Here is a 279-nt window from a genome sequence, read left to right on the forward strand (position 1 = left end):
CTACCCGACTTACCGCAGCTTGCCGGCGGCCAAGCGCGCCGATTTCCTCGATGCAATCGCCGACGAGTTGGACGCCCTGGGTGACGATTTCGTCGCCACCGTGTGCAAGGAAACCGCGCTGCCCGCTGGTCGTATCCAGGGCGAGCGTGGCCGTACCAGCGGCCAGATGCGCCTGTTCGCCAAGGTGCTGCGCCGTGGCGATTTCTTCGGCGCGCGCATCGACCGTGCGTTGCCGGATCGTCAGCCGCTGCCGCGCCCGGACATTCGCCAGTACCGCAT

Annotated in this window: 1 pseudogene; it reads left to right on the top strand. The window is 67.4% G+C overall.

Annotation, left to right across the window (positions count from 1 at the left end):
• Positions 1–279 (top strand): annotated as a pseudogene (locus tag AC0IYH_RS31210) (aldehyde dehydrogenase (NADP(+))); the annotation flags it as partial.

Source organism: Pseudomonas sp. AC463, from assembly GCF_979253585.1.